The sequence below is a fragment of the Streptomyces sp. NPDC058335 genome, from assembly GCF_042723915.1.
Classification (GTDB): domain Bacteria; phylum Actinomycetota; class Actinomycetes; order Streptomycetales; family Streptomycetaceae; genus Streptomyces.
The window spans coordinates 102,589-122,575 of record NZ_JBHXHX010000007.1 but is presented as its reverse complement, the minus strand read 5'-3'; the positions used below and the strand labels follow the sequence as shown (position 1 = coordinate 122,575).

The following is a 19,987-nucleotide window of genomic DNA, read 5'->3' as shown; positions in this document are numbered from 1 at the left end:
GGGGCCTGGGGTGGTTGGGGGGTGGGGGGGTGGGCCCCCACCGGGGGGGCGCCCACCGGTGGGCGGGGGGGGGCGGCCCCGCCCATGGCCGCCCCCCCCCGCCACCGGCACGTTCCTGCTGTTCCCGCAGTTCCCGTCGCTCGTCCCAGCGGCGCAGCAGTTCCTTGCCCCGCCGTCGCGCGGCCACGTCCCACACCGCCGCCGACAAAAGCGGGGCGGTGCGCCGACGGGCCAGCAGCAGCCGCTGGTTGACGACCGGTTCGGGCCGCCAGTGGTGCTTGTACGGCTCATTGCCGCGCAGCAGGCTCAGCGTGCCGCGCGCCTGGTGCCGGGTGTGCTCCGAGCAGGCGTCGAGCAGCATCACCGCCACGTCCGCCTTGTGTTCGCGCAGCCGCGGATGAGCGCCGTAGAGGTATCCGCCGGCCAGGCGGCGCGAGAGAAGGGTGAGGTCGACGGCCACCACGTCGTCGTCGAGGCGGAACTCGGTGACCACCGCGTCCCCGGAGCGCACCATCGGCCCGACCGAGCGGACCAGGTGCTCGCAGAAGCGGGAGCGCAGGTGTTCGTTCGTCACCTTCCGGCCCTGCCACTGCAACCGGTGCAGCTCCAGCAGCCGCCGCAACGCCGAGTCCACCTCGTCCGGGTGGACGACCTCGCGCCGCACACCGAGCGCGGTCAGCTTGCGCAGCTTGGCGCGCACCCGCTGCGCCTTCGCCGACGGCAGCCGCGCCACCAGCTCGTCCATCGGTACGGCGGGCAGCTCCAGGCACACCGAGTCGCCCACCCGGCGCCGCGGACCGTTCCACCGCTCGTACACCTGCTCCACCGCGCCGCCCGGCCGGACCTCGCGGAAGTCGATCAGCGCGGTGCGGGCGGCCGCCGCGAGCGCTTCGGTGAGCGCGGCCACGGCCGTCTCCGTCCACTCGTCGTCGACCAGCACGTCCCCGTAGTCGGAGATCGCCCCGCCGAGCGGCACCAGCGCGGGCAGCGGACGGCGTACGGCCATCAGCGGGGCTACGGCGAGGAGGTCGTCGCCGGAGCGCACCACCACCAGCCGCAGCCGGCCGCGTCCGCCGTACGACAGCCACCACGAGTGCAGCCAGGCGTGGCTCTGGAACGGGGTGGCCGTCGCGCACCGCCGGTACAGGCGGGCCCAGGCGGGGGCGAGGGCGGCGAAGTCCTGCTCGTCGGTGACGACTTCGGTGGTCAGGCAAGCTGACCGCCGTGCGTTGCGAGGACCAAGCGCGTACGCCGTGCTGATCGAGAGCCAGGACAGCACATACACCTCCAAGCTTTGCTGTGCGAACCCGGGCTGGTTCCAACCCGGCTGGTGTGGATCGTGGAAGACCTTCAGGTCGCCGGCCCGCGGGCAGCGTGAGCCAGGAATCCCCCTGCTCGGCTGGTGGAGGATTCAAAGCGTTCCGTGGGCGTCGGCGGCGAGTGCCGGGCTCGGCACGGCGGCCGGTCTTCCGGGCTCCTGCCGGTTCCCCTTCGGCCGTACCAGCAGGAACAGGCCGCCGAGCAGGCCGCCCGCGCTCGCGCCCACCAGCCCGGTCACCGCGGGGGAAGCCGAGGAGGGCTCGACGGGCCTGACCGCGCGGGCGAACGGCTCGAGTTCGACGTTGGTGGTGGCCTTGGCCTCGGCGGCGTGCCGGGTCAGCGCGCGGGACACCGCGTTGGCCATGTCGGCGGCCAGGTCGGCCCGCGAGGAGGTCGCGGTGACCGAGACCATCGGCGCGTCGGGCGAGGTCGCCGTGCGCACCGCCCCCTGGAGCGTCTTCACCGGTACGCCCGCCCACACCTGCGCGTCCCCGAGCACCGCGAGCTGGGTGGCGACCCGGCCGTAGGCCTGCGCGAACCCCAGCGCGGACGCCGGGTCGGACTTCTCGGTGGGTACGGCGACGACGTACGCCGTGGCCGTGTAGACGGGCGGCTTCAGGGCGCCGTACGCGCCGCCGAGGAGGCCTCCGGCGAGGGCGCCGGCGGCGAGGAGGGACCACGGGGGCAGCGTCCTGGCGCGGTGCAGGGCGCTGGAGCGGCGGTGCGGCCGGGCGGAGTTGTTGTCGGTCATGAGGAAGGGACTCCCTGGGGTGACGGGGCGGACGACGGGGACGGCAGGGGCTGTCGGGCCACGATGGCCGTGTACACGTCCATGAGCCGGGCGGCGCTACGGGTGATGTCGTAGTGACGGGCGGCCTCGGCCGCGGTGCGTGCGCCGGGGGCGTCGGCGCGGGTCCCGGCGAGCGCCCGCACGAACGCCTCGGGGCCACCGGTGACACGGCGGGCGGCGGGCGCGGTGTGCGCGGGGAGGTCCTCGATCGCTGGGCAGGACGCGTACAGCACCGGCAGTCCCGAGGCCAGGGCCTCGACGGCGGCCAGGCCGAACGCCTCCTCGGGGCAGGAGGAGGCGAACACGTCCATCGCGGAGGTGAGGGAGGGCAGGTCGGGGCCGGAGCTGCCGTCCGGGACGCAGGGGCGTTCGCCGGTGAACAGGACGCGGTCGGCGACCCCGGCCTCGCGCGCGGTGCGGCGCAGCGCGCTCTCCTCGGGGCCGCCGCCGACCAGCAGCAGATAGTGGTCGGCGGGGAGTCCGGCGAGGGCGGTGATCAGGACGTCGAAGCGTTTGCCCGCGTGGAGACGGCCGATACCGCCGATGACCCGGGCGTGGTCGGGCAGGCCGAGGCGGCGGCGGGTGCGGTGACGCCGGACCGGGTCGAAGGCGAAGCGGGCGAGGTCGATGCCGTTGGGGACGACCTCGATCCGGCCGGCCGGGACACCCCAGCGCCGCAGGCGTTCGGCGACCGTGGGGGAGACGGCGACCGTGGCGCGCCCCAGCCGCTCCCCGGCCAGGTACAGGGCGCGGACGCCCGGGGTGAGCGGGCGGCCCTCCATCTGCGAGTCGCCCAGGGAGTGTTCGGTGGCGACGACCGCGCGCACCCCGGCGAGGCGCGCGGCGAGGCGGCCGTAGAGGCAGGCGCGGTAGAGGTGGGTGTGGACCAGGTCGTAGCGTCCGGAGCGGATGATGCGGACCAGGCGGGGCAGGGCGCCCAGGTCGCGGTTGCCTGCCATGCCGAGGTGGACGACGCGCACCCCGTCCGCGGTCAGCCCGTCGGCCACCGACCCCGGGTTGGTCAGCGTGACGACGTCGCAGTCGGCGGGCAGGTGCCGCAGCAGCAGCCGCAGTTGCTGCTCGGCGCCGCCGACGCCGAGGCCCGTGATGATGTGCAGCGCCCTCATCGCAGGCCTGCCACGGGACGGCGGCGCAGCCGGTGCAGCCGGTGTTTGAGGAACAGCCGGGCGGCGGTGTCGTTCTGCCCGATGTGGATGCGCGGCAGGGCGTGCGGGCCGGTCAGCGGCCCGGGGTCGATCGCGCAGGCGTACGCGTATCCGGCGTCCCGTACGGCGTCCACGGCCCGCCGGTCGATCGTCCCGTACGGGTAGCAGAAGGCCGCGACCTCGGTGCCGAGCAGGTCGGCGAGGGCGGCGCGGCTGCCGGCGGTCTCGGCCTTCAGGGTGAGGTCGTCCGCCTTGGTCAGGTCGAGGTGGGTCAGTCCGTGCGAGCCGATCTCGACGCCCTCGGCGGCGGCCTCGCGGATGCCGTCGGCGGAGAGCAGCGGTCTGCGCGGGCCGAGCGGGTCCCAGGCGTTGTCGCCGCCGAGCCGGCCGGGCAGCACGAAGAGGGTCGCGGTGCAGCCGTGCCGGCGCAGCACGGGCAGGGCGGCGGTGAGGAAGTCGGCGTAGCCGTCGTCGAAGGTGAGGCCGGCCAGGTCGCGGCCCTCGCCCCGCGCGCGGGCGGCGAGGAGTTCGGCCAGCGAGACTCCCCGCAGGCCCTGCCCGGCCAGCCAGGCCAACTGCCGGTCCAGCCGCTCGGGCGTGACCGTGATGCGGTACGGATCGTCGGAGCAGTCGCCCACGGAGTGGTACATCGCCACCCAGGGGACGGGGCCGGTCGGAGCGTCAACGGGAAGGGACATGCGGCAGCCTTCGGGTCGCGGAACGTACGGAACGGAGTGCGGAGGCGATGCCCTGGGCGCCCAGCGCCCAGCCCAGCAGGACGAAGACGGCGGTCACCGTGAGCGTCCCGGCGGCCAGCCCCACCGCGGGGTCGCCGAACCGGCCCCCGACGAAGGCACCGGCCGGCGTCGCAACCAGGGCCGCCCCCACCGGACGGCTCAACTCGCGCAGCACACCCGGGACATGGAGCGGCACACTGCGCGGAACGCGGTGCGCGCCCCGCCGCGGAGTGGTGCCGGCCGGGCCGCCCGCCGTTCCCGCGAGCAGCACCAGGGCGGTGACGGTGATGCCGGCCGCGTTGGCGGCGGCGATCCCGTACACACCCCAGGGCTCCACGCACAGCGCGCCCAGCCAGGAGGTCACGACGATCCCGACGGCCATCGCGCCGGCCGGGTACCACGAGGCGCGGCCCGTCGAGAAGTAGGAGCGGGCCAGCACCCCGACCAGGGTCTGGCCGAGCAGCCCGAGCGCGTACACCCGCATCACGCCCGCCGTCGCCGCGGTGTCCCGCGCGGTGAACGCGCCCCGCTGGAAGAACAGTTCGATCATCTGCGGCGCGCAGGCCACGACCGCCGCCGTGCCGAGCAGCACCACGCACGCGGCCAGCGCCAGGTCCCGCTGCACCCGGTCGCGGGCCCGTTCGGTGTCGCCCTCGGCCAGCGCCCGCGCGACCACCGGGAAGGTGACCGTGCACACCATCAGCGACAGGATCATCGGCATCTGCGCGACCTTCTGCGCGTAGTTCAGATGCGAGATCGCCCCCGACGGCAACTGCGAGGCGAGGAACCGCTCGACCAGGACCTGCGACTGCCGGCACAGCGCGAAGAGCAGCACGGTCGCCACCACCGCCCCGCCGAGCGGCCGCGGCTCCTCGGCCACCCCGGCCGCCTCCGCCCCGCGCTTGCGCAACTGCCTCCACAGAGACGGCAGTTGTACGACGACCATCAGGCACCCGCCCACCGCGACCCCGACCGCCGCCGACCGGACCCCCCAGCGCTCGCCGAGCACGAACATCCCGGTGACGATGCCGGTGTTGTACGCCACGTAGATCGCCGCCGGCGCCACGAACCGCCGGTGCGCGCGCAGGGCCGCGCTGCAGTACCCGGCGAGCCCGAAGCTCACCACGCAGGTCGCGGTGAGCCGGGTGCAGTCGACGGCCAGCGCGGGGTCGGGCAGACCGGGCGCGAGGACCCCGACCACCTGGGGGGCGAGGGCCGCGACGAGGACGCCGACCGCGACGAACGCCAGCGACAGCCGCGGCAGCGTCCCGGCGACCAGGGCGCGGACCGGATCGCCGCCCGCCCCCTGGGCGCGCCGGGCCAGGGCCATGCTGAACGCCGGGATCAGCGCGAACGCCAGCCCGTCCTCGATGAGCAGGGTCGCCGCGAACTCGGGCACCGTCCACGCGACAAGGAAGGCGTCCGTGTCGCGGCCCGCCCCGAACAGCCGGGCCAGCGCCTGGTCCCGGACCAGCCCGAGCAGCGACCCGGCCACCGACAGGGCGGCGGTGATCAGGGCGGCACGGGCGAGGAACCCTCCCGAGGCCGGGGGCGGTTCGGGCGGACCCCCGGGCGCCTTCCCGGCCCGCTTCCCGTGCCGTGCGGTCGGCCGCGCCGGCGGAACGACCGTGACGTCCACGTCACCGTCCGCGTCGCCGTCCGCCCGCGGGGTCCGGGAAGGCGTCACCGTCATCGCCCGAGCGCCTCCTCGCGCCCACCGCTCCCGAAAGCCTTCGCGCGCCCGGCCCGTCCCGCGTGCCCTTCGCCTCCGGCAGCCTCCTCGCCCCCGACCAGCGCCCACCAGGCGGCGAGCCCCAGCACCACGGCGGTCAGCACCGTCGAGGGCCCGCCGATGTCGGCGTACAGGAAGTCGGTGAGCTGCCACACGAGGAGGCCACAGGCGACGAGGGCGCAGTCGAGACCGGGCGCCCGGTGCCGGTGTGCGCGCAGCAGCCCGCGCAGGGCGCACACCAGCAGCGCCAGCCAGCTGCCGGCCAGCGCGAGCAGCCCGATCAGGCCCTGCTCGCCCAGGATCAGCAGGTACATGTTGTGCGGGGACAGCAGCGGCTGCTTGCGGTAGCCGGCGCCGGCACCCTCGGTGTCGCTGCCGGCCGACAGGGCCAGCGAGGCGTGTGCGTCCCGGTGCTCGGGGAAGCCCTTCAACCCGACGCCGGTCAGCGGCTGTTCACGCCACATGCCGGCCGCCGCCGCCCACATCGTGTACCGGTCGGTGACCGACTGGTCGGGGGCGTCCGCGACCTGCGTGATGCTGCTGATGCGCTCCTGGAGCATCGCCGTACCGATGCCGAAGCCGCCGACCAGGACCACGCCCGCGGCGACCACCACCGCACCGGTCCTGAGCGCCCGCCGTGGCCCGGCCAGCGCCAGCTGCGCCGAGCAGGTCACCGCCGTCGCGATCCACGCGCCCCGGCTGAAGGACAACGCGAGCGGCAGCAGCAGGCCCAGCGCGCAGGCGGTGGCGACGGCCCGCTGCCGTACCGAGGACCGGCCCAGGGCCAGGCCGGTCGCGCAGACCAGACCGAAGGACACCACCGTCGCCATGCCCATCACGTCCTGCGCGCCGAAGGTGCCGACCGCCCGGATCTCCTCGCCCTGGTAGGAGGCGCCGGTCCCGGTGACGTACTGGTGCACCCCGACCGCGCCCTGCCAGCCCGCGAGCCCCACGAACGACCAGGCCAGCAGCCGGAAGTCGGACCGGTCGCGGATCAGCAGCAGCACCGCCGCCGGGACCAGGACGAACACCTGGAGGTAGCGGCCGAGGCCGCCGATGCCCGCGCCCGGCGAGGACGCCCCCAGCGCGGCGAGCGCGAGCCCGGCCACCGGCAGCCCCAGCACCACGGCCGCCGTACGGGACAGGGGGCGCCGCCGCTGCCGCAGCAGCCGGACCGCGCAGAACAGCACGACGAGCGCGGAGAGCGCGTCGGCCGGTCCCGCGCCGCCCTCGCCGCCGGGGGAGACCGGCAGCGCGAGCAGGGCCACCACGGCGACGACGGGCAGCACCGGCGACAGCGTCCGGAGACGGGGCACGGGCAGGGCGGGGCTCATCGGACGGTTTCAGCTCCCGGTCGGTCGCACGAGGGCGGCCGCGGTGCGCAGCAGGATGCAGATGTCCTGCCACAGCGACCAGTTGTCGATGTAGGCGTTGTCGAAACGGGCCCGGTCCTCGATGGAGGTGTCACCGCGCAGCCCGTGGATCTGGGCGAGGCCGGTGATCCCGGTCCGCATCCGGTGCCTGGCCGCGTAGCCGGGGTAGGTCTGGCTGAACTGGCCCACGAAGTAGGGGCGTTCGGGGCGTGGTCCGACCAGGCTCATGTCGCCCCGCAGCACGTTCCACAGCTGGAGCAGCTCGTCCAGCGAGGTCTCGCGCAGAAAGCGGCAGAACGGGCTCATCCGCACCTCGCCCGCCACGCTCCACCGGGTCGCGGACTCGTGCTCGTCCACCGGACGGTGGGTGCGGAACTTCAGCAGGGTGAAGGGGCGCCCGTCCTTGCCGATGCGCTCCTGCCGGAACACCACGCCCGGCCCGCTGGTCAGCCGCAGCACCGTCGCGAACACCAGCAGCAGCGGGCTGACCAGCAACAGCAGGGTTCCGGACACCGCGACGTCCAGCAGCCGCTTGCCGAGGCCGCCGCCGCGCCCGGTGCCCATGTCCAGCCGCCGGCAGGGGAACCCGGCGAGCTGCTCACGGGTCGCGTACGACGGGGTGTCGGCGTCGACCTCCCACACCGTGCAGCCCGACTCGGCGAGCGCCCGCAGCAGCGGACCCTGCGCGGTGCGCACCGAGGGGTGGACGCACAGGACATCGCGGACGCCGTTCTGGATGAGGGCGCGCTGCACCTCCTGACCGGAGGTCAGCACCGGCAGCCCTTCGGCGCCGTCGGGGTGGCCGGGGTGTTCGGCGACGATGCCGACCGGCCGTACTCCGTAGCGGGGGTGGCGCAGCACGGCCGCGGCCACCCGCTGGGCGGTGGCCGCCGGGCCGATGACGAGCGCGGCGCGCGGGCGGCGCAGCAGCGCCCGTCGGCGCCGCAGATGGACGACGGCCCGCCCGGTGCAGGCGGCCAGGGCCTGCGCGGTGAACCCGAGGACGAGGGTGCGCGCGGACAGCGCGTGCGCCGGGGCGTACGCCGCCACGAGCGCCCCCAGCGTGAGCCAGGCCACCGCGATCCGGCCGCAGACGGAGGGCAGCTCGTCCAGGATCCCGGCCACCGGCCGGGAGTGGTTCGGGCGCAGCAGCATCGTGACCGCCACCAGCGCGGCGACCAGCAGCGGGCGGCGCTGCGCCCCGGGCAGTGCCAGGGCGCCCGCCAGCGCGGCGAGACCGTCGGTGAGCAGCAGGGGCAGCGGCGAGACGGGCCGGGTGGCGGGCCGCCGGGCCGGGAACCGGAATCCCGCTCCGCTCTCACGCCGCGGCAGGACCGAGACGTGGGCGAACCCGGGCTGCGTGCCGGGGGAGGGCACGGTGCTTTCCGCAGTCACGAGTGGATGGACTCCCTGCACTCGGTGGGCACGACCCGCGCCGTGTGACCGGCTGCGGACGGCTGCCGGCCGAGCAGGTCGCGGTACACGCCCGCGATCTGCTCGGCCGTGCGCCGCACATCGTGGGTGGACAGGACGTAACGGCGCCCCTGATGGCCGAGGGACTCCCGCAGCGGCGGGTCGAGCAGCAGCTCGGTGACCGTTCGGGCCAGCGCGGCGGCGTCCTCGGGGGCGACCAGACAGCGGGACGCGAGCGCGGCCGGCAGGCTCTCGCGGGCGCCGTCCACATCGGTCACCACCACGGGCCGGCCGCAGGCCAGCGACTCCAGCGGGGCCAGCGCCATGCCCTCCCAGCGCGAGGGCAGGACCACCAGGTCGGCGGCCTGGTACCAGGGGACGGCGTCGGCGACGGACCCGGTGAACAGCACGGACTCCGGGGCGCGGGAGCGCAGCGTGTCGTGGTCGGGGCCGTCGCCGACCAGCGCGAGCCGGGCTCCCGGCACCCTGGCCGCGACGGCGTCCCACGCCGCCAGCAGCACGTCCTGCCCCTTCTGCCGGCACAGTCGCCCCACGCACACCACGAGCGGGGCGGCCGGGCCGATGTCCGGCAGCAGGGCGGCGCGCACGGTGCCGACGGGAGCCGGGTGGAAGCGCCGCGGATCGATGCCGTTGGGGACGACCGTCCACCGCCCGGCGATCCCGGCCCGCTCTCCGGTCGCCCGCTCGGCCTCGCTCACGCACACCAGCCGGCCGGCCCAACGCGCCCCGAACCGCTCCCACCTGAGGGCGAGAGCCGCGGTGGCCCCGCCGACCGCCTCGAACGACCAGGCGTGCGGCTGGAAGACGGTAGGGATCCGCCCCCGTACGGCGAGCCGCCCGGCCAGCCCGGCCTTCGCGCTGTGCGCGTGCACCAGGTCGGGCCGCACGGCGTCGAGCACGCGTCCGAGGCGCCGCACCTCGCCGGGCAGCGAGGGCCCCGGCACCCGCGACGCCTCCCACGGCCGTACGTCCGCGCCCAGGGCCCGCAGGTGCTCGGCGAGGGCGCTGTCGGGGCAGGCCACCGTGACGTGCAGCCCGGCGGCGAGCTGGGCGCGCGCCAGGTCCGTCACGACGCGGGCGACCCCGCCGTCCACGGGTTGGGTGAGGTGCAGGACCCGCGGTCCGACGTCGGGTTCTGGCTGGTGCATCGCGCGGTTTCCTCGCTCACGGGTGGCGCTCGGGGACAGGGCGGGAACGCGCCTACTGCTTCCGTGTGTCGACGGCGACGAAGAGCACGCCGGCCCACGCCGCGTCCCGCTGGGAAACGAGCCGGAAGGCCAGCTGGTCACCGTCGCACCGCAAACCCGCTCGCAGATCGAACACATCGGAGTCGTAACCGAGCGTGTTGGCGTACGCCGGGACACGCGCCGCCGGAGCCGCCCCCGGCTCGCTGATCGTGGAATTCAACACATCGTCAGATGGATTGACCGGGTCGGAGAGCGCCGCGACACCCCGCGAGCCGGTCGAGAGCGTGATCGAATCACCCGAACGGCCGCGGTCCCCGGCGTAGGCGACCAGCCCCGCCCTGCCGCCCGCGCCGCGCGGGATCGGCACCCCGCGCAGCCGGATCTCCTGCCCCGCGCCCGAGCCGAGCGCGTCGAAGCCGTCCCACACCGCGAGGTGCCGCAACGGCTCCTCCGGGTTCTCGTACGCCACGACCAGCGTCCAGCCGCCCCACGCACCGGCCGCGGACCCGCCCGTCGCCACGCCGACCTGCGCCACCGTGTACAGGCCCGCCCCGCTCTCCCGCACCAGCTCCGTGACGTCCGCGGAGGCCTGGAAGACGTCGGTGCCCGGCGCCACCCGGCGGCCCGTGACCGTGTCCGCGAGCACCGCCCGGTACGCGCCGCCCGGCTGCGCGATCAGCACCCGCCCGTCGTCCTTCGGCGACTTCCGCTCACCGACGCGCGGTTTGCCGCCCCAGTACAGCCGCGCGTACGTCACCCGGGAGCCCTCGGGGAGACGGACCTCGGCGCGGGAGGAGTTGTAGGTGTTCGGGTCGTGGTCCACATCGACGTGGAACATGTCGAACTCGCCGTTGGCCGCGGTCCGCCCCTCGCGAACGGCCCGGCAAGTGGGGCTGGGCCGGGTGACCGGCGAGGGTGCGGCTGCCGGTGCCGTACGGCAGCTGACGGCCGAGTTGGCCGCGCGGACGAGGCCGCCGTGCTGGGTCGCGCCGTACCGCTGGGTGAACGCGAGGCGCCCGGCCTCCGCGGCGGGCGGCGCCGGGGCGGCCAGCGCGCCCCCCGGGGCCCAGAGGGCGGCGAGGGCGAGGACGCCCACCGTCGCTCGGCGCAGCAGCGGACCCAGGGAGTTGCGCATGACCGGCGTGGCCCTTTCAGAAAAGGTGCGATCTGCTGGCAATAGGCGTGCGGGGGACGGTCCGCAACTCTAATCACTGTCCGGATTAATCCTGAGAAGTCGGTCATGTGTGTCGGAATGGTGAAGCGTGATCCGTCGTGACTTCACCCCGTTGGCGGCACAACCGGCGGCGGCGTCACGCGTTGACACAACACCGGGCATCCCCGCCCGTGTGCATGTGTCGCAAACCCCCAAGGAGCACCTCTCCATGTCGCGTATCGCGAAGGGCCTGGTCCTGACCTCCGTTGCCACCGCGGCCGTCGCCGGCGCCTCCGGCATCGCCGCCGCCGACAGTGGCGCCGACGCCGTCGCCGCACACTCCCCGGGCGTGGTGTCGGGCAACGTCCTCCAGGTTCCCGTCCACATCCCGGTCAACGTCTGCGGCAACACCGTCGACGTGATCGGTCTGCTGAACCCGGCGTTCGGCAACACCTGCGTCAACGACTGACGTCACCTCGACCGAGGTCACGACGTGTACGCGTCAAACGGCCGCCCTTCCGCCAGGGCGGCCGTTCGCATTGCCCCGAATCGGCGGAGAGTGCCGCGGCACGGCCTACGGAGCTTGACGTGCCGCCCCGCCAGGGGAGATGCGCCAGCGGTCTGATGTCGGAGAGTGACCCTCCTGTTGCGGAGGGTGAGGAGTGTCTTCACGCTGGAGCTGCGTCCCGACGCATATCGAAAGGAACCTCCATGCGTGGTCTGCCCGTTCGGCGTACCGCTCCCATCGCACTCTGCGCCACCCTCGCTCTCGGCATCGCCGCTCCCACCGCTCTGGCCGCAGACGGCGACGCGACGCGTCAGCGCACCTATGCGGCGCCGAGCGCGCCTCTCACCGGTGCGGACGCGCTCCTCGCCAGTGCCAGGAAGCTGGACGAGGTCCAGCCCGTGCTCACTCCGATCACCGACCTGCTCGACACCTCGCTCAGGTCCGACGGCGACCGGCTCGGCACCGACAGCGCAAGACGCCTGGGCGCCGCCGCCGAGGAGGCCCTCACCGAGGTCACCAAGGCCGCCGCCCCGACCGGCACACCACCCAGCGCCGACACCAGGGCGCGGACCCGGGCCGCCGACGTCACGGACGACCTGCTCGCCGCCGTGCAGAAGCAGGTCGACGCCCTGCTCGCGGCGGCCACCTCCGGTGACATCGGCCAGATCCTCCCGGCGGCCACGAGCCTGGTGACCGGCCTGGTCGACATGGTCACGTCCCTCGTGGACGGCCTGTCCCTGCCGGCCCTGGACGACCTGCTGCCGGAACTGCCCGGCCTGCCGACGACGCCGGAGCTGCCGGTGGAGACACCCGAACTGCCGGTCACGCTGCCGGCCGTGACGACGGAGTTGCCGCCCGCGCCGGTCCGCGTCGGCTGACGGGCGGGCGGTTCTCCTTTTCTGCACCTCGGCGTTCGGGTGCGCCCCGCGCCGGGGTGCAGAAACTTTCTGCGTGCGGGGTTTCCGCCGTCGCTGCACATCGTTAGGCACGGCGACAGAATTCCTCCTGGTGACTTGAGTTGCCGAGTCGCCGAAGAAAGGTCCCCGATGAAGTCCCTGAAGGCTGCCGCTGTCGTTGCCGGATCCATGGTGATCGCAGGTGCCGCCGCACCGGCATTCGCGCACGACACCGCTGACCTCACGCCCACCAGCCTCAACGGCGCGGTCAACACGCTCACCAAGGGCCCCATCGACGTGATGCCGCTGCGGCACCAGTCGGACGCGCTCGACACGGAGAACAAGAACTCCGCGCTCAGCACGGTCAAGGACGCGACCACTGCGCTCAACGCCCCCAACTCGCTCCTCGGCGGCCTGCCTCTGCAGGGCTGACACCCCGCCCGGAGGTCTTCCCCAAGGCCGGTCCCGTCCCGGACGGGACCGGCCTTGCGGCGCTGTTCGAAGCGGGTCGGCAGACCTGTCCCTCGTTCGTGTGGAGCACGCGCCCGACGTCCTCCGCCCGGGTGACAACCGTCCGGGCGGACCTCGGGGACGCCTTAGGGTCGCGCGGTGACCTCAACCCCAAGCGCAACCCGCCCCTTCCCCGTCGCCGACCTCGGAACTCTCGTCATGATGCCGTGGAGCGGTGAGGCTTCGGACGGCCGCGCGATGCCCTACCTGCTCGCCTGTTCCCTCGGTAACGGTCCCGGCGGCCCCGAGGGCGCGACCGCCGCTGTCGAGAGGCTGCTGGACGGCAGCGGCCTGACCGTGGGCGGTATCACCGACGGCACTCAGAAACCGAGCCTGCCCGTCACCATGCTGGTCGTGGCCGGCCAGGCCGTCGTGACCATGCCATGGTTGAGGACCCAGTGCACGGTGCAACCGGAGTGGCTCGAGGCGGTGGCCCAGCGCGGCTGGGCCTACTTCCTCTTCACCACCCGCCCCTGGACCGGCGACGCACCCGGTACCACCGTTGCCCCTGAGGCGCTGAACACGTTCGCGGGCGACGAGGAGACCTTGAAGGCAGCCGCGCACATCATCTTGCCCGCCCGTAGCCTGCGCGCCTGACGGCGCGGACCGCCGGACCTCGCGACCGCCGTCCGGACAGCAGGAAAGCCGTGAGTCCGTGCTGTCGCCGGACTCACGGGCGCGTCGGAAGTGTCGGCCTCGCGGGTCGTCTCCCCGGCGGAGCCGAACCGGCGAACGCTGCGGACCTCACCCCCTGGACGCGGGGCCGGCCCGTGGTGTCGCACCGGCGACGTCCTGTCCGACTCCCGGCGTCGGGCCCCGGCCCACGTCGTGGCACCTGGGCGAACGTGCCTGTGACGCCGAAGCGGTCCGGGCGGATCGACAGGGTTCCGCGATGCCGGCCCCGGGACCCGCGGCCCGTGCCACAGCCACCCCGAGGAACAGCCCGCACGGCGCACTGGTGGGATTGCCGGACGGTCCGACCATCCCGCCGTCGCACTACTGCGGCATCCGGGGGATTTATGAACTGTTGCCGTTTTCAGGCTCGTTACCCGGTACGCAGGCGTAGCCCCGTCCAGAACTCCGAAAGGGCCCGTACCCGAGATGAAGTCGACCACCCGAGGAACCCTCGCCGCCGTGCTCACCTGTGTGGCGGCCGCGGCCGGCACCGCCTCCGCGACCTCCGCCGCCGCGGTCGGTACGGTCCCCGTGCCCGTCCCGCTGGACGGCGTCGAGAAGTCCCTCAACGTGGAACTGCCCAAGATCGGCGGCGAGATCCCGCTGCCCATGCCGGGCGCCCCCGAAGGCCCGCGGTACGTCGAGGGACGCCTCATCCCGGACCGGGTGATCCCGCAGCTGCCGGTCTCCGGCGGGCTTCCCGGCCTGGGGATGCGCGCGCCGCTGCCGGAGGTCCTCGGCGACGGGTTCAACCACGTCGGCCTCGACGCCCCCGCCTCCGACCTGCGCACTCTCAGCCCCGGCCTGACCCTGGACGCCCCGCTCACCGCCCCCGACCCAGACCGGTTCGGCCTGCCGGACCTTCAGCTGCCGCAGGCCGGCGTGCTCACTCCGGTCCTCCAGACGGTGCCGGGCGCCGACCTCGGGCTCGGCCAGGGCAGGTAACCACCGGCCACCCGACCACAGGCCCGGACCCGCCGTCCGGGCCTGTCGCCTTGCCCGGCCGCTTTTCCACCCCGCACGGTGACCCCTCGGGCCGCCGGACGGTTACCGCTGTGGACATCCGAACCGGACGAGGAGCACACATGGTCGTCAGCGTGGACGGAGCCGCCGTGACCGCGGTCCCGTCGGACACGACGCAGCCGGGACCTACGACGCGTCCGGCGAGACGCCGAACGAGGCGGGACGCGCTGCGCGGACTGCTCGGCGTCGCCGCGGCCCTCGCACTCGCCCCGCTCGTCGCAGCCTCCCGGCCCGCCCGCCGGGACGGCACCAGGCCCGCTCTCGGGCTCGGTCTCGGGCTCGGGGAGAACGCCTTCGACGTGACCTACCTCGGCCGTCACCTGCTCGGCCGCCTCGTCCCGCCGACCCGGGCCGGGGACGCCGCCCGCTGGGAGATCACCGTCGACGGCCGCCCCCTGCATCTCATGCGCCGCGCCGACGGCACCTGGCTCAGCATGATCGACCACTACCGCTCGTACGCCCGTCCGCTGGACGCGGTCCGCGCCGCCGTCGACGAACTGGGCCCCGGACAGATGCTGCGGGCCACCGCCCCGACCGGCCGTCACACACACATGGGGGGACACCATGGTCTACATCCGTAAGGACGTCAGCACGCTCACCACCGGTGAGCGCCGACGCTTCGTCCGGGCCCTGCTGGAGCTGAAACGCCGGGGCGAGTACGACGAGTTCGTGCGCATGCACATCGACTACTACGTCTCCGACGGCGAGGGCGGCCTGCGTACGGCCCACATGACGCCCTCCTTCCTGCCCTGGCACCGCCAATTCCTGCTGGAGCTGGAGAACGCGCTGCGCCGGGTCGATCCTTCGGTGACGGTGCCGTACTGGGACTGGACGCGGGACCGGGCGACGACCTCCGTGCCCTGGACAGCGGACCTGCTCGGCGGCAACGGACGGCGTTCCGACCGGCAGGTGACGACGGGGCCGTTCGCCTACACCACCGGCAACTGGACGATCAAGGACGGCGTCACCGACGCGGAGTTCCTCACCCGCGACCTCGGCCGGGCCGGCGACCCGATCGGCCTGCCGACGAAGGCCGACGTGGAGTGGGCGCTGAGCGACCCGGTCTACGACGTCTCGCCCTGGGACTCGACGGTCACCCGTGGATTCCGCAACAAGCTGGAGGGGTGGGGGACCGGCCGGGGCAGCACCGCCTGGCTCAACCACAACCGGGTGCACCGGTGGGTGGGCGGTGCCATGGTCGGCGGGGCGTCCGTCAACGACCCGGTGTTCTGGCTGCACCACGCCTTCATCGACCTGCTGTGGACCCGCTGGCAGCGGCGCCACGGCGAACACCGCTATCTGCCCGCCGAGCCGCCGCTGCCGGACAGCAGCCAGTTCCGCCGGGTCGTCGCCCGGCACCAGACCCTGCCTCCGTGGGACGTGACCCCGGACCAGCTGGAGGACGCGGGACGGATCTACCGGTACGCGTGACGGACGTACGCGAAAAGGGGAGAACCCCGGCGCTCGAGGTGCCGGGGCTCTCCTGGGGGGTGCTGCGAGACGGACGTCAGCCGCCGTAGCCACCGGCGTCGCCGCCGCTGTGGTGCTCGCCGCCCTTGTCGTGACCGCCCTTGTTGTGGCCGCCCTTGTCGTCGCCGCCCTTGTCGTCGCCGCCCTTGTCGTCGCCGCTGACGTTGGCGCAGGTGTTGCCGAAGGCCGGGTTGAGCAGGCCGATGATGTTGACGGTGTTGCCGCAGACGTTGATCGGCACGTGGATCGGAACCTGGACGAGGTTGCCGGACAGGACGCCCGGCGAGCCTACGGCCGCGCCCTGCGCGCCCGCGTCCGCCATGGCCAGGCCGGCTCCGCTGACGATCATGGCGCCGGCGCCGACGGCGACAGCGGCTGCCTTCGCGATGCGAGACATCACGTTCTCCTTTGGGATTCGGTTCGCACGGCAGCAGGTCGCGCCACCGCACTCCCCGTTCAACGCCGACTCCCCGGGCAGGTCACGGCGGCGCCCGCCGGATCACCCTTGCCGAGCATGCGCGGGGGGCGTGCGCCTCAGCGGGTGCCCCGATGCCCCGTCACGAAGTCGGCCAGGGTGGCGATGGACTGGAGGCTGTCCAGACTGAGGTCCAGCGCGGCGACATCGACGCCGAAGCGGGCGTCGACCGCGCCCAGCAGCGTCACCCCGGCCAGCGAGGTCAGGCCGATCTCCGGGCCGAACAGGTCGGTGTCGGCGGGGAGTCCGGCGACCACGGCGGCGTCCAGGCGGGCGGCCTCCGCGATCATCGTGCGGAGTTCGCGCTCCACCGCCGCACGGTCCGCGGAGGAGGGGGAGGAGGGGGCGTGGGCGTCGGTCATTCGGCGGCGTCCTTTCGGGTGGAGACGTGCAGCCAGGCGGGGGGCTTCGGCAGGTCCCCGCCACCGCCACCGTCGCCGTGGTCGAGGGCGCGGGCCAGGACCGCCCCGTCGTCGCCGGCGTTGTCGTCGGCCTCTGTACGGCGCAGGCCCGCCTGGCGGAGCAGGATCCGCATCTCCAGGTTGGCGTCCGTCGGCCGCAACGTCACCCGGAACTCACCGGCACCGGACTCCCGCGCCCGCTCCATCAGCCAGAACAGGAAGGCCGCCGCGGCGCCACGGCCGGCGACCCGGCAGGAGAGCGCCAGCAGCGGCACCGACCAGGAGCCGGGGGCGGTCCGGTCGACGAGAGCGGCTCCGATGATGCCGTACTCCCCGAAACGGTCGGACATCCGGGCGGTGTACAGCTCGTGCCCGGCCGCGGCGGCGAGCGCGCGGAGCCGGTCGGGGGTCAGGCCGGATGAGTTCAGACGGTGGGTGCGCGCGGCGAGTTCCAGTGCCCGCGGGACCTCCTCCGCGACGGCCGGGCCGATCGTGAGGCGCATGTCGCACCAGCGCAGGAACTCCTCCCGGGTGCCCTGGAAGCGCTCGCCCTCGGCCCGGCGGGTCTCCTCGGTGCGGTAGCGGCGCACCCGCTCCCGCGACTCGGGGGTGACCTCGCGGTCCTCGAACGCCGCCAGCAGCGCGGGGACTCCGCCCGGGTCGAGCGTGCGTACGCCCGGCAGCAGCGCCTCCACCTCGGCGCGCTCGTACGGGGAGTCGTCGATCAGGATCAGTGCCTCGACGGCGATCCCGAGGTCCTTGGCGATGCGGCGCAGCGACTCGCTCTTGTCCTGCCAGGACACCTGCGGGGCGAGGAAGCGCTCCCGCAGTCCGGGTACGGCGTCCATCCGGTCGAGGACCGCGGGCGCGCTGCGGCTCGCGAGGCTGCTGAGCACGCCGCGGGCCGCCAGCGCGTCGATCGCGGCCAGCATCTCGGGCCGGGGGACCGGCAGTTCGTCGGTGGGGGTCTCCACCGCGATCTCGTCCCACAGGGTGCCGTCCAGGTCCCAGACGACGCACTTGATCCGGTCGGGGTCGTGACCGGACGGGTCGACCGCCCCCGTCGCGCCGGTCATCGGGGGTCCTCCTCCGGGAGGCGCAGCTTCATGGTCAGGGTGGCGGGGTCGAAGCCGAACTTGCGGTAGACCGTGCGCATCGGGACGTTGCCCACGTGGACGCGGCCGACGACCTCCGTGATGCCGTTGGCCAGGCAGAACTCCAGGCCCTCGGTGAGGAGGAGTTCGGCGACGTCGGCGCGGTTGTCGAGCGGGGCGACGGCGAGGGAGCGGAAGTTGGCGTAGCGGTCGCCGGTCATCTGGTTGTGGTTGATGCTCACCCAGCACCAGCCGACCGTCTCCCCGCCGGGGCGGTGGGCGACGATCATGCCCTCCTTCGACTTCTCCATGGAACGGCCCACACGGGACGCGTGCCGGGCGGGGTCGTCGACGGCGTCCTCGCCGAAGGAGATGCGGGCGATCTCGGCCTCGAACTCACCGATGGCCGGGAGGTCGCCCTCGTCGGCCTGACGGGTGAGGTAGGGCCGGGCCCGCTCGGCGAGGGCGGCGCGGGACTCGGGGGCGGGGCGCTGCCAGCCGTACGTCCCCCCGGTGGGGCCCGGTGCGGGGGCCGCGGCGGGAGTCTGGGCCGGGGTGCGGAGTTCGGGCTCCGGGGAGGGAGTCGCCTTGCCGAGTTCGGGCTCCGGGGAGGGAGTCGCCTCCGCGGGGGCCGGTGTCGGCTCGTCCGCGGCGACCAGACGGCCGGGGCGGAAGGGGCCCTTGCCGCACCGGGGGCAGCCTTCGTCGCGCAGGGCGGCGACCGACGTCCACCGGGCGCCGGGGCCGACGCGCAGTTGTGCGTCACAGGCCACGCACGTGTACTCGCGCTGGCGGGTCCGCTTGTCGCCCGTGTAGAGGGGGCCCTCGAAGTCGCCCTGGTGGGAGGCGGTCGAGGTGGTGGTGAGGAGGTGCTGGAAGAAGCCGACCCCGCCGAGGATGCCGCTGCCCCGGTACTCGTTGAAGTTGCGGATGTAGCCGTTGGTGACCAGGCCCAGCGCCATGATCTCCCGCTGCACCTCGAGCATCTCGTCCGGGCTCTTGCCGCCGAAGGAGAAGAAGATGCTGTGCGAGGGGCCCGGACGCAGGCCCTCCACGGCACGCGACAGGAACAGCCGCGCCCCTTCCGCGGTGTAGGGCGGGTCGGTCATCGCCACGTCGAAGCCGCTGTGCAGCTCGGCGGGCAAGGGGTGGCGCAGGTCGTGCTCGACGGTCTCGACGCGGGTGCCGAGACCGGCCGACACCTTCCTGATGTAGGCGAGGATCTCGGGGGAGATGTCGACGACGGTCACCCGCTCGACGATCGGGGAGCCGAGCACGTCCCCGACGACGGCGACGGCCAGGGAGACGAGGTCGTCGTCGCCGATCAGCAGCAGGCTGCCGCCCGGCAGCGCGCCCGCCGCGAGCAGCGCGAGGACGCGGCGCACCTTCGTCTCGGGCGTGCAGTGGGACTGGTCGATCGACATGTCGGCGGCCGGGCCCGACTCCATCAGGTCGCTCAGTCGCCGTACCGCCTCCTCCAGCACGTCCGGAATGACCAGTTCGCGGCCCTCGCAGGTGGTGCAGGTCGCGTCGAGCGTGAGGCCCATGCCCAGCTCGGCCACGAGGTCCAGGCCGGCCGTGGTCAGCCGGGAGGGACGCTCCTTGGTGAGCAGGTCGCGGCGGCGCAGCTCGTTCCCCAGGGCGGCCACGATCGGGACGGGCAGGCCGGTGGCCCGGCTGATGTCCCTGGTGGAGGCGGGGGCCAGGCGACGCAGGGCTCGCAGCACGGAACGCACTCCGGGCGGGCCCTCCTGAAGCCTGACGGCGTCCGCGACTTCCGTGAGCACTCGATCGGCGGGGGTACTCCGACGGTGTCGAGGCGCGTTTTTCACAAAGCTGCTCCGGGCGGGCCGATGGAATCCAGGTCTATCGAGTATACGGGCTGGCGCGGGGTCGACGGGACACGCCCGCGCAGCGGGGAATTCCGAAAGGGATCACCGAAATGGGGAAGGCCTTTTCGGGGTGTTCGCCTAAACAGTTCCCGGATATTCGGAGGGTGGTGAGGGGAGAGGTCTCGTACCCCTTGACAGCATGCATGCGCGA

General features: G+C 74.0%; 20 protein-coding genes. 7 read left to right on the top strand and 13 right to left on the bottom strand.

What is annotated here, in order from left to right; genetic code table 11:
* The 9 genes from ACFWJX_RS15350 to ACFWJX_RS15310 all read right to left on the bottom strand — a co-directional run.
* Positions 1-1,210 (bottom strand): GNAT family N-acetyltransferase (locus ACFWJX_RS15350; protein ID WP_383242967.1); only part of this gene is annotated, 1,210 nt, incomplete at its 3' end.
* Positions 1,211-1,411: 201 nt separating this feature from the next.
* The gene (locus ACFWJX_RS15345) at positions 1,412-2,071 is read right to left on the bottom strand and encodes a lipopolysaccharide biosynthesis protein (protein WP_383242238.1); all 660 of its coding nucleotides are present in this window, start codon (positions 2,069-2,071) and stop codon (positions 1,412-1,414) included.
* Positions 2,068-3,237 (bottom strand): glycosyltransferase, encoded by a 1,170-nt coding sequence (locus ACFWJX_RS15340; protein ID WP_383242235.1) that lies wholly within the window; start codon positions 3,235-3,237, stop codon positions 2,068-2,070. The genes ACFWJX_RS15345 and ACFWJX_RS15340 overlap by 4 nt, the downstream gene beginning before the upstream one ends.
* Entirely contained in the window at positions 3,234-3,974 is a 741-nt protein-coding gene (locus ACFWJX_RS15335; RefSeq protein WP_383242231.1) for a polysaccharide deacetylase family protein, read from the bottom strand. The genes ACFWJX_RS15340 and ACFWJX_RS15335 overlap by 4 nt, the downstream gene beginning before the upstream one ends.
* Positions 3,958-5,706 carry a murein biosynthesis integral membrane protein MurJ gene (gene murJ, locus ACFWJX_RS15330; protein WP_383242228.1) on the bottom strand — a complete coding sequence of 583 codons (1,749 nt, stop codon included), beginning with the start codon at positions 5,704-5,706 and terminating at the stop codon, positions 3,958-3,960. Before murJ ends, ACFWJX_RS15335 begins: the two co-directional genes overlap by 17 nt.
* Positions 5,703-7,079 carry an O-antigen ligase family protein gene (locus tag ACFWJX_RS15325; protein ID WP_383242225.1) on the bottom strand — a complete coding sequence of 459 codons (1,377 nt, stop codon included), beginning with the start codon at positions 7,077-7,079 and terminating at the stop codon, positions 5,703-5,705. Before ACFWJX_RS15325 ends, murJ begins: the two co-directional genes overlap by 4 nt.
* Before the next feature lie 9 nt (positions 7,080-7,088).
* Positions 7,089-8,513: an exopolysaccharide biosynthesis polyprenyl glycosylphosphotransferase gene (locus ACFWJX_RS15320; protein ID WP_383242222.1), complete on the bottom strand. Its 1,425-nt coding sequence runs from the start codon at positions 8,511-8,513 to the stop codon at positions 7,089-7,091.
* Positions 8,510-9,700, bottom strand: a complete 1,191-nt coding sequence (locus tag ACFWJX_RS15315) for a glycosyltransferase (protein WP_383242219.1) — start codon at positions 9,698-9,700, stop codon at positions 8,510-8,512. Before ACFWJX_RS15315 ends, ACFWJX_RS15320 begins: the two co-directional genes overlap by 4 nt.
* A gap of 52 nt (positions 9,701-9,752) precedes the next feature.
* A complete protein-coding gene (locus tag ACFWJX_RS15310; protein WP_383242216.1) occupies positions 9,753-10,874 on the bottom strand; it encodes a DUF3344 domain-containing protein in 1,122 nt (373 codons plus the stop codon).
* Between the two features lie 247 nt (positions 10,875-11,121).
* Here ACFWJX_RS15310 and ACFWJX_RS15305 point away from each other — a divergent pair, with 247 nt between their 5' ends.
* From ACFWJX_RS15305 to ACFWJX_RS15275, 7 genes are all read left to right on the top strand, one after another.
* Entirely contained in the window at positions 11,122-11,361 is a 240-nt protein-coding gene (locus ACFWJX_RS15305) for a chaplin (protein ID WP_383242213.1), read from the top strand.
* Positions 11,362-11,603: 242 nt separating this feature from the next.
* The gene (locus ACFWJX_RS15300) at positions 11,604-12,278 is read left to right on the top strand and encodes a hypothetical protein (protein WP_383242210.1); all 675 of its coding nucleotides are present in this window, start codon (positions 11,604-11,606) and stop codon (positions 12,276-12,278) included.
* Between the two features lie 168 nt (positions 12,279-12,446).
* Positions 12,447-12,728, top strand: a complete 282-nt coding sequence (locus ACFWJX_RS15295; RefSeq protein ID WP_383242207.1) for a hypothetical protein — start codon at positions 12,447-12,449, stop codon at positions 12,726-12,728.
* A 177-nt stretch (positions 12,729-12,905) separates the two neighbouring features.
* Complete coding sequence (locus tag ACFWJX_RS15290) at positions 12,906-13,403, top strand: DUF5949 family protein (RefSeq protein WP_383242204.1); 498 nt, start codon at positions 12,906-12,908, stop codon at positions 13,401-13,403.
* Between the two features lie 504 nt (positions 13,404-13,907).
* Positions 13,908-14,426: a hypothetical protein gene (locus ACFWJX_RS15285; protein ID WP_383242201.1), complete on the top strand. Its 519-nt coding sequence runs from the start codon at positions 13,908-13,910 to the stop codon at positions 14,424-14,426.
* A 140-nt stretch (positions 14,427-14,566) separates the two neighbouring features.
* Entirely contained in the window at positions 14,567-15,085 is a 519-nt protein-coding gene (locus tag ACFWJX_RS15280) for a tyrosinase family oxidase copper chaperone (RefSeq protein WP_383242198.1), read from the top strand.
* Complete coding sequence (locus ACFWJX_RS15275) at positions 15,069-15,935, top strand: tyrosinase family protein (RefSeq protein ID WP_383242196.1); 867 nt, start codon at positions 15,069-15,071, stop codon at positions 15,933-15,935. The genes ACFWJX_RS15280 and ACFWJX_RS15275 overlap by 17 nt, the downstream gene beginning before the upstream one ends.
* 76 nt (positions 15,936-16,011) lie before the next feature.
* Here ACFWJX_RS15275 and ACFWJX_RS15270 read toward each other — a convergent pair whose 3' ends face one another.
* The 4 genes from ACFWJX_RS15270 to ACFWJX_RS15255 all read right to left on the bottom strand — a co-directional run bounded on the left by ACFWJX_RS15270 (position 16,012) and on the right by ACFWJX_RS15255 (position 19,671).
* Positions 16,012-16,371 (bottom strand): chaplin, encoded by a 360-nt coding sequence (locus tag ACFWJX_RS15270; protein ID WP_383242193.1) that lies wholly within the window; start codon positions 16,369-16,371, stop codon positions 16,012-16,014.
* 137 nt (positions 16,372-16,508) lie between these two features.
* Positions 16,509-16,811: an acyl carrier protein gene (locus ACFWJX_RS15265; protein ID WP_383242190.1), complete on the bottom strand. Its 303-nt coding sequence runs from the start codon at positions 16,809-16,811 to the stop codon at positions 16,509-16,511.
* A complete protein-coding gene (locus tag ACFWJX_RS15260) occupies positions 16,808-17,926 on the bottom strand; it encodes an HAD-IIIC family phosphatase (RefSeq protein WP_383242187.1) in 1,119 nt (372 codons plus the stop codon). Before ACFWJX_RS15260 ends, ACFWJX_RS15265 begins: the two co-directional genes overlap by 4 nt.
* Positions 17,923-19,671 carry a GNAT family N-acetyltransferase gene (locus tag ACFWJX_RS15255; RefSeq protein WP_383242184.1) on the bottom strand — a complete coding sequence of 583 codons (1,749 nt, stop codon included), beginning with the start codon at positions 19,669-19,671 and terminating at the stop codon, positions 17,923-17,925. The genes ACFWJX_RS15260 and ACFWJX_RS15255 overlap by 4 nt, the downstream gene beginning before the upstream one ends.
* Between the last annotated feature and the right edge of the window lie 316 nt (positions 19,672-19,987).

Bases quoted from the DNA above. Each gene is read 5' to 3' on its own strand.
- murJ (WP_383242228.1), bottom strand. From the start codon at position 5,706: ATGACGGTGACGCCTTCCCGGACCCCGCGGGCGGACGGCGACGCGGAC.
- ACFWJX_RS15270 (WP_383242193.1), bottom strand. From the start codon at position 16,371: ATGTCTCGCATCGCGAAGGCAGCCGCTGTCGCCGTCGGCGCCGGCGCC.
- ACFWJX_RS15315 (WP_383242219.1), bottom strand. From the start codon at position 9,700: ATGCACCAGCCAGAACCCGACGTCGGACCGCGGGTCCTGCACCTCACC.
- ACFWJX_RS15300 (WP_383242210.1), top strand. From the start codon at position 11,604: ATGCGTGGTCTGCCCGTTCGGCGTACCGCTCCCATCGCACTCTGCGCC.
- ACFWJX_RS15280 (WP_383242198.1), top strand. From the start codon at position 14,567: ATGGTCGTCAGCGTGGACGGAGCCGCCGTGACCGCGGTCCCGTCGGAC.
- ACFWJX_RS15265 (WP_383242190.1), bottom strand. From the start codon at position 16,811: ATGACCGACGCCCACGCCCCCTCCTCCCCCTCCTCCGCGGACCGTGCG.
- ACFWJX_RS15295 (WP_383242207.1), top strand. From the start codon at position 12,447: ATGAAGTCCCTGAAGGCTGCCGCTGTCGTTGCCGGATCCATGGTGATC.
- ACFWJX_RS15260 (WP_383242187.1), bottom strand. From the start codon at position 17,926: ATGACCGGCGCGACGGGGGCGGTCGACCCGTCCGGTCACGACCCCGAC.
- ACFWJX_RS15285 (WP_383242201.1), top strand. From the start codon at position 13,908: ATGAAGTCGACCACCCGAGGAACCCTCGCCGCCGTGCTCACCTGTGTG.
- ACFWJX_RS15340 (WP_383242235.1), bottom strand. From the start codon at position 3,237: ATGAGGGCGCTGCACATCATCACGGGCCTCGGCGTCGGCGGCGCCGAG.
- ACFWJX_RS15325 (WP_383242225.1), bottom strand. From the start codon at position 7,079: ATGAGCCCCGCCCTGCCCGTGCCCCGTCTCCGGACGCTGTCGCCGGTG.
- ACFWJX_RS15310 (WP_383242216.1), bottom strand. From the start codon at position 10,874: ATGCGCAACTCCCTGGGTCCGCTGCTGCGCCGAGCGACGGTGGGCGTC.
- ACFWJX_RS15335 (WP_383242231.1), bottom strand. From the start codon at position 3,974: ATGTCCCTTCCCGTTGACGCTCCGACCGGCCCCGTCCCCTGGGTGGCG.
- ACFWJX_RS15305 (WP_383242213.1), top strand. From the start codon at position 11,122: ATGTCGCGTATCGCGAAGGGCCTGGTCCTGACCTCCGTTGCCACCGCG.
- ACFWJX_RS15275 (WP_383242196.1), top strand. From the start codon at position 15,069: ATGGTCTACATCCGTAAGGACGTCAGCACGCTCACCACCGGTGAGCGC.
- ACFWJX_RS15345 (WP_383242238.1), bottom strand. From the start codon at position 2,071: ATGACCGACAACAACTCCGCCCGGCCGCACCGCCGCTCCAGCGCCCTG.